The sequence below is a fragment of the Verrucomicrobiales bacterium genome, assembly GCA_016793885.1.
GTDB lineage: Bacteria > Verrucomicrobiota > Verrucomicrobiia > Limisphaerales > UBA11320 > UBA11320.
In genome coordinates this window covers 1-6,677 of sequence record JAEUHE010000078.1, presented here as the reverse complement: position 1 = coordinate 6,677, position 6,677 = coordinate 1, and the positions used below count along the sequence as shown (strand labels likewise).

At 59.4% G+C, this 6,677-nt stretch carries 9 protein-coding genes; 8 read left to right on the top strand and 1 reads right to left on the bottom strand.

Annotation, left to right across the window (positions count from 1 at the left end; translation table 11 throughout):
• On the bottom strand, positions 1 to 807 hold an 807-nt coding region (locus tag JNN07_09280), incomplete at its 3' end, for a radical SAM protein (protein MBL9167919.1).
• Between the two features lie 34 nt (positions 808 to 841).
• Between JNN07_09280 and JNN07_09275 the strand changes: the two genes are divergently transcribed.
• From JNN07_09275 to JNN07_09240, 8 genes are all read left to right on the top strand, one after another.
• Positions 842 to 1,078, top strand: a complete 237-nt coding sequence (locus tag JNN07_09275; GenBank protein MBL9167918.1) for a hypothetical protein — start codon at positions 842 to 844, stop codon at positions 1,076 to 1,078.
• Complete coding sequence (gene nirK, locus JNN07_09270; protein ID MBL9167917.1) at positions 1,047 to 2,528, top strand: nitrite reductase, copper-containing; 1,482 nt, start codon at positions 1,047 to 1,049, stop codon at positions 2,526 to 2,528. Before JNN07_09275 ends, nirK begins: the two co-directional genes overlap by 32 nt.
• A 10-nt stretch (positions 2,529 to 2,538) precedes the next feature.
• On the top strand, positions 2,539 to 3,363 hold the full coding sequence (locus JNN07_09265) for a formylglycine-generating enzyme family protein (GenBank protein ID MBL9167916.1): 825 nt from the start codon (positions 2,539 to 2,541) through the stop codon (positions 3,361 to 3,363).
• Positions 3,360 to 3,971 (top strand): SCO family protein, encoded by a 612-nt coding sequence (locus JNN07_09260; protein ID MBL9167915.1) that lies wholly within the window; start codon positions 3,360 to 3,362, stop codon positions 3,969 to 3,971. The genes JNN07_09265 and JNN07_09260 overlap by 4 nt, the downstream gene beginning before the upstream one ends.
• Complete coding sequence (locus JNN07_09255) at positions 3,968 to 4,216, top strand: DUF2249 domain-containing protein (GenBank protein MBL9167914.1); 249 nt, start codon at positions 3,968 to 3,970, stop codon at positions 4,214 to 4,216. Before JNN07_09260 ends, JNN07_09255 begins: the two co-directional genes overlap by 4 nt.
• A gap of 11 nt (positions 4,217 to 4,227) precedes the next feature.
• Positions 4,228 to 4,947 carry a Crp/Fnr family transcriptional regulator gene (locus JNN07_09250; protein MBL9167913.1) on the top strand — a complete coding sequence of 240 codons (720 nt, stop codon included), beginning with the start codon at positions 4,228 to 4,230 and terminating at the stop codon, positions 4,945 to 4,947.
• A gap of 93 nt (positions 4,948 to 5,040) precedes the next feature.
• Positions 5,041 to 5,388, top strand: a complete 348-nt coding sequence (locus tag JNN07_09245; GenBank protein ID MBL9167912.1) for a DUF2249 domain-containing protein — start codon at positions 5,041 to 5,043, stop codon at positions 5,386 to 5,388.
• Positions 5,389 to 5,523: 135 nt separating this feature from the next.
• A partial coding sequence (locus JNN07_09240; GenBank protein MBL9167911.1) for an alginate export family protein occupies positions 5,524 to 6,677 on the top strand: 1,154 nt, incomplete at its 3' end.

Genomic DNA, 6,677 nt, shown 5'->3' with positions numbered 1-6,677 from the left:
GCTGGGCTGAATGTTGCCAATGTGCGAGACGAAGACGAAGCCCTTTCCGTCGTTGATACCTAGCGGCGCGCGCGCTCCAGAAGGCTTCGCGCCGTGTGCTTGTTGCAAGACCACGCGGCGGTAGTGCTGGCCTTCGGTGGTTTTGATGTCGTAGGGCGCAGTGCGGGACAGACGAGCCAGCCGTTCGAACAATTCTTCCATCTGCTTTCCTGTCAACAGATCGTCCACCTTGCCCCGCCCAGTCGGCACCAGTTGAAAGACGCTCCAGAGCGCGGGCCGAATCTCATCGAGCAGGCGGACGAACGAGTCGAACTCGCAAAAGTTCTGGCGGGTGAAAGTGGTGTTGATCTGGATGGGAATGCCAGCCAGCGCGGCGTTGGCGATGGCTTCCATGGTCCAGTTCCAGGTGCCTGCGACGCCGCGAAACCGGTCGTGCGTCTCGCAGCTCGCGCCGTCGAGACTGAGCGAGATGCGTTCGACTCCCGCCGCCTTGAACGCGTTGAGGTCCGCCGCCGCAAACTCCGGCGTCGCGCTGGGACTCAAACTCACGCGCAGCCCGCAATCGGTCGCGTGACGGATGAGCGTTTGAAGATCGGGTCGACGAATGGGGTCGCCGCCTGTCATCACGAAAAGTTTGGGTTGGCAGCGTGCCACTTGCTCGATGAACCGCGACGCCTCTGGTGTGTTCAGTTCCAGAGGGTGCTGGGTCAGGTTCGCCTCGGCTCGGCAATGGCGGCAGGCGAGGCTGCACGCGCGCGTCACCTCCCAGATCACAATGAACGGCCGGTCGTCAAAATCGAACTTCATGGACGGAGGCTGAACGCCTTGGGGTGTCCCCGCCTTGACCCGCATCAAGATCAGTCATCTTGGCCAAACGGTGATAAACATGACCCCGGTCAAAGAAGTCCGGGGCGCTTCCACCGAAGATAACCGTGAGCATGGAACCGTGCCCGCCATGCTGCGGAATACGGGCCGGACCAAAAAACCGACAACCCATCATGAAAAAGAAAACGCAAATCATCCGAATCGTCATCACGCTCTGCGCGATGTGGATCACCGGAGCGGCACTGGCCGCTGAATCCGAAGTGAAGAAAACCGGTCCCAAAGCGGTTGATCCCACGATTCAGGGGGAGGAAAACGCGGTCCTGACTCAGCCTCCCTTCGTGCCCCCACCCATCAAGCGCTCGCACGCCACCAAGATCATCGTGCGGCTCGAAGTGAAGGAGCTGGTGAAGAAGATGGCCGACGGAGTGGAGTATCTGTTCTGGACCTTCGGTGGCGATGTGCCGGGAAGCTTCATCCGCATCCGTGAAGGCGATTTGGTGGAGTTCCACCTGGCCAATCATCCTTCGAGCAAAATGCCGCACAACATCGACCTGCACGCGGTCACCGGGCCGGGCGGCGGTGCAGCCTCGTCGTTCACAGCTCCGGGGCACGAATCGCAATTCACCTTCAAGGCGATCAATCCCGGCCTTTATGTTTATCATTGTGCCACTGCGCCTGTCGGCATGCATGTCGCCAATGGCATGTATGGACTCATCCTCGTGGAACCGAAGGACGGTATGCCCAAGGTGGACAAGGAGTACTACTTGATGCAGGGCGATTTTTACACGGCGGGCAAGTACGGCGAGGAAGGCTTGCAGATGTTCGACCAGAGCAAGGCCGTGGATGAGCGTCCCACTTACGTGGTATTCAACGGTTCCGTCGGCGCGCTCGTGGGCGACAAAGCGATCACCGCCAGCGTCGGGGAAACGGTGCGCCTCTATGTCGGCAACGGTGGGCCGAACCTGGTGTCCTCCTTCCACGTCATTGGCGAAATCTTCGACAAGGTCTATGCCGAAGGCGGCATCAAAATCTCGCAGGAGCAGGTGCAGACCACCCTGGTCCCTGCGGGCGGATCGGCCATTGTTGAGTTCAAGACCGAGGTGCCGGGCACCTACATTCTAGTAGACCACTCGCTCTTCCGCGCGTTCAACAAGGGTGCGCTCGGTATGCTGAAGGTGAGCGGCCCCGAAAACCTGATTGTGTATTCGGGCAAGGAAGTGGACGCAGTCTATTTGGGTCGCCAGGCAGAGGCAGGCTCGGAAGCGGAGAAGCAAGTCGCCGCCCTCCAGGCGCAGATGAAGGAGGCAATCAAGTCCGACCCAAAAATCTCCGGACTGACCAAGGAAATCCAAATCGCGAAGGGCAAGGGCGTGTTCATGCAAACCTGTTTCGTCTGCCACCAGTTGAACGGGGAAGGCATCCCCGGGCAGATTCCGCCCTTGGCCAAGTCGGATTACATGATGGCGGACAGGTTGCGCGCCGTGCGGAACATCCTCTTCGGACAGACCGGCGAAGTCGTCGTCAATGGCAAAACCTATAATGGGACAATGATCCCGCTGAACTACCTGTCCGACGAGGATGTGGCGAACGTGGCGACCTACGTGATGAACAACTTCGGCAACTCTGGCGACGCGGTGAAGCCCGAAGAAGTGCGCCGCATCCGCAGCGAGGCACCGGCACCGGTTGTGAACAGCTTCGAGTAAGGACACCGTCATGAATCACCAGACCGCCCTTATGTTGCCTCTCGTGCTCCTCGCCGTGATGGCGGTCTCGGGGCCAGCCCAGGCACAGCAGCGGTCGGCAGACACTCCACCGGCAGGCATGACACTGGTGCCGGCCGGCCGTTACACGCCGTTGTTTCGCGCAGAGAAAGATCCGAAGGACGTCCCCGTCCCTCGGTTCTGGCTGGATATACTGCCGGTCACCAACGGGGACTATCTGGAGTTCGTCCGCGTGCATCCCAAGTGGCGTCGATCGCAGGTGAAACGCATTTTCGCGGACGCGGAATACCTCAGACGCTGGGCTGGTGATCTCGATCCCGGCACCAACGCGCCGGTTAATGCGCCAGTCACGCACGTCTCGTGGTTCGCTGCCAAAGCCTACTGCGCCTGGAAGGGAAATCGCCTGCCGACGACCGCCGAATGGGAATACGCCGCCGCAGCCAGCCCGAACTGCACCGATGGTGAAAGGGATCCTGAGTTCGTGCGCCAGTTACGGCACTGGTATTCGACGCCATCGCCGGAATTGCTCCCACCTGTCGGGCGTGGTCGCATGAATGTCTTCGGCGTTCATGATCTCCACGGGCTCACCTGGGAATGGGTGGCAGACTTCAACACCGCGATGGTCACTGGAGATGCACGTGGCGACACGGGCCTCGACCGTCAGCTCTTCTGTGGCAGCGGATCAGAAGGTGCGAAGGACACCTCCAATTTTCCTGCTTTCATGCGCTACGGCTTTCGCAGCAGCCTCAAGGCGGGCTATACCATTCACAACCTCGGCTTCCGCGGTGCGCGGAGCCTCCACCCCAACGACAAATGAGAATCATCACCCTGACGCTGGCATCGCTGGCGATCGCCTTCTTGCAGACCGGCTGCTCGACTGTCTCTGAAACACCTTCCTGCTGCTTGAAGCCGGTGGACTCCGGCCAGCCCATGTCGGATCAATCGCTTTTTCAGCTCGATTCCACCTGGACCAACGACCAGGGCAGGGATTTGAAACTTGGCGCGCTGGGAGGGCCTCCGCTTGTCGTCACCATGTTCTTCGCCAAGTGCGAGTTCGCCTGTCCCGTTCTGGTCCACGACATGAAGAAGATCCAAGCCGCGCTGCCGGAAGACGTACGTTCTAAGGTCGGCTTCGTGCTCGTCTCCTTCGACACCGACCGTGATACTCCACTCGTGCTGGCCGAGTATCGAAAGACTCATGAACTGCCCGCGAACTGGACGCTTCTGCGCGGCACGGCCGATGACGTGCTTGAACTTGCCGCGCTCCTCGGCGTGAAGTTCAAGAAGGATGCCCGCGGCCAATTCGCGCATTCAAACGTCCTCACGGTTCTGAACCCCGGCGGCGAGGTGGTTCATCAGCAGGTCGGGCTCAACCAGGCACCACACGAAACCGTCAAACAACTCCATCGACTCCTCCACCCATGAGCATGCCAGCCATCAGCCAATTCAAGCGACTCGATGTTCGAACCCTCCTGGAGCGTGGGGAGGAACCCCTGCCGGCCATCCTGAAGCGAGTCCAAGAACTTGCCGCTGGAGCAGGTTTGATTGTCATCGCGCCGTTCCTGCCGTCTCCGCTGATTGAGCTGCTTGGCAGCCAGGGCTTTGAATCGAAAGTCGAACACGGGGAGGCAGGGAGTTGGATTGTTTACTTCTGGCGAAAATGTGACTAAACACACCAGCCATGACCACCTCGCTGGCCGAACATAAGCAGACCGCCCTGGCCAACGCCCTTCGGAGCTGCCAGCTCTTCGCAGGCATGTCTTCGCTTGAACTGAACACCCTTGCCGAAATCACCGTGGTTAAATCTGTCCCCAAAGGCAGCTATCTGTTTCATGAGGGCGACCCGTCCCGCGGCTTCTACGTCGTCCAGACCGGCGCCATCAATGTTCATCGAGTCACCGCTGTCGGCAAGGAGCAGGTCATCCGCGTCTTTCGCGCCGGTGAATCCTTTGCTGAAGCCTCCCTTGCCACGGACAAGGGCTACCCCGCCGACGCCCGCGCGCTGGAGCAATCGCAGGTGATGCTCGTGGACAAAGCCGGCATGCTCGCGCTCCTGCGTCGGCAGCCGGAACTCGCCCTGCGCATGCTTGCCTCGATGAGCTCGCACTTGCGCATACTCGTGGCTCAGTTGGAGGATCTCACGTTGAAGGATGTCGAGACCCGCCTCGCCAACTGGCTGCTTAAGCGCTGCCCGAATCCCGCTAGCGACAGGCCTTTGAAGATCGAGCTGACCATGACCAAACGCGACCTTGCCTCCGAACTCGGCACCGTGAGTGAAACCTTCTCGCGCACACTAGCCAAGTTCCGCGAACAGAACCTGATCGAGGTCAAAGGCCGGAGCGTCAGTGTTCTGAACCCCGCTAAACTCGCCGCCCTCCTGCGTCGCAACCTCGGTGAGTGAAACCCGGGCATCACCCGTCTTCACGCGAACTTCAAATCGAAAGCTTGATCCCAGTCAAGGCCTGCTGCCTGGAACAAGGCTAGCATTCACACCATGAATGCTACTGTGTCTGAACACTTGATTGACGTTCGAACGATGCCGCCGCGCGAACGGCATCCGAAGATTTTCGGTATGTGGGAGGAGCTAGCTCCGGGCGCGGCTATTCTCCTCGTGAATGATCACGATCCTGTTCCGCTCTATTATCAGTTCGCCTGCGAGTACACCGGCACGTTTCGCTGGGAATATTTGGAGCAAGGGCCGGATATCTTCCGGGTTCGCATCAGCAAGGGAGACTTCGTTGATCCGGGCTTCGTGCCCACCGCACGTCCCAAGCAATCTTGCTCGGTGCCCAAGGCTGTGCCTATCGAGTTCGTCAATCCGCTTGATTTCGACACTCTGTAAACGGGATCAGAAGCCTGCCCTCATGGTCACCCACGACGTGGCTGAGGCGTTTTTGCTATCCGACCGCATCGTCTGCCTGGCCGACGGACCAGAGGCCTAGGTGGACGAGATCCCAACCCAACCTAGTCCCCATTCATGAACAACCATCGCACACGTCATCTCGCACCGATCGCGCTGGGAGCGCTTGCTTTTGCTCACAGCGGGTCGCTTCAGGCGCAATATGCGCCGCCCCCGCCGCCAAAGCCGTTTCAAGGGTTTATCAATGAATGGTTGCGTAAGGATGACCCCTACATGGCGGCTTGGGATATCGGTGGGTCGGTCCGGATGCGATATGAGTTGAAGGACAACTTCGGCATCGCCGGAGCTCCGGGCTCGCTGGACTTTCGCAACAAGAACGCGGACGTGGACAACGCCTATCTCATGGAGCGCATCCGGTTGCGTCTGGGGTACTCCGCTCAATGGTGGAGCGCGCTGGTGGAAGGGCGCAGCAGCCTCGTGCAGGAGGATGACCGATTCGCATCGACTTCTCCCGTGCTCTATAAGGGACGCGGCCCCGAGGCGGACAGTATCGATCTGCACCAGGCCTACGTCACCCTGGGCAATCACAAGGAGTTTCCGCTTTCGCTCAAGGTCGGAAGGCAGGAATTGTCCTATGGCGAGGAGCGTGTGGTCGGAGCCTTTGCCTGGAACAACATCGGGCGAGTGTTCGACGCCGCCAAAGTGCGATGGCAGAACGCCTGGTTTGGCGCGGACTTTTTTACGAGTCGGGTGGTGATCCCGGAAGATTCCCGGTTCAACGTCAGCAATGACTACGATTACTTCTCTGGATTCTGTGCCACCTCGCCTTTGATCCAGAAGCATTCCTTGGATTTCTACTTTCTCGCGAGAAACGCGAGCGCTAAAGCAGCTCTTGCCGAGCTCGCCCCGCAAGCTCCCCAGCCGAGCGCTCGGGATATCTACACGTTAGGCGCGCGCCTCAAGTCATCTCCAGGGCAGTTTGGCAGCTGGGACTACACCGTGGATCTTATCGGGCAGTTTGGTCACTTCAACGACACTCGCGTCGGAGTGCCGCTGCGAAGCCAGGAACATCTGGCCTACGCTTATATCCTCCAAGGCGGATACACCTTCGCCGAATCCTTTGGAACACCTCGCATCGGCCTGGAGTATTCCCACGGATCAGGCGACTCGGATCCGAGGGACGACAAGCACGGCACCTTCGAGAACCTATTTCCTACCAACCATAAGTTCTATGGTTACATGGATTTCGTCTCCCTGCAGAACATCCACGA

Coding starts and splice junctions, on each gene's coding strand:
- nirK (MBL9167917.1), top strand. CDS start 1,047: ATGTGGATCACCGGAGCGGCACTGGCCGCTGAATCCGAAGTGAAGAAA.
- JNN07_09265 (MBL9167916.1), top strand. CDS start 2,539: ATGAATCACCAGACCGCCCTTATGTTGCCTCTCGTGCTCCTCGCCGTG.
- JNN07_09260 (MBL9167915.1), top strand. CDS start 3,360: ATGAGAATCATCACCCTGACGCTGGCATCGCTGGCGATCGCCTTCTTG.
- JNN07_09255 (MBL9167914.1), top strand. CDS start 3,968: ATGAGCATGCCAGCCATCAGCCAATTCAAGCGACTCGATGTTCGAACC.
- JNN07_09250 (MBL9167913.1), top strand. CDS start 4,228: ATGACCACCTCGCTGGCCGAACATAAGCAGACCGCCCTGGCCAACGCC.
- JNN07_09245 (MBL9167912.1), top strand. CDS start 5,041: ATGAATGCTACTGTGTCTGAACACTTGATTGACGTTCGAACGATGCCG.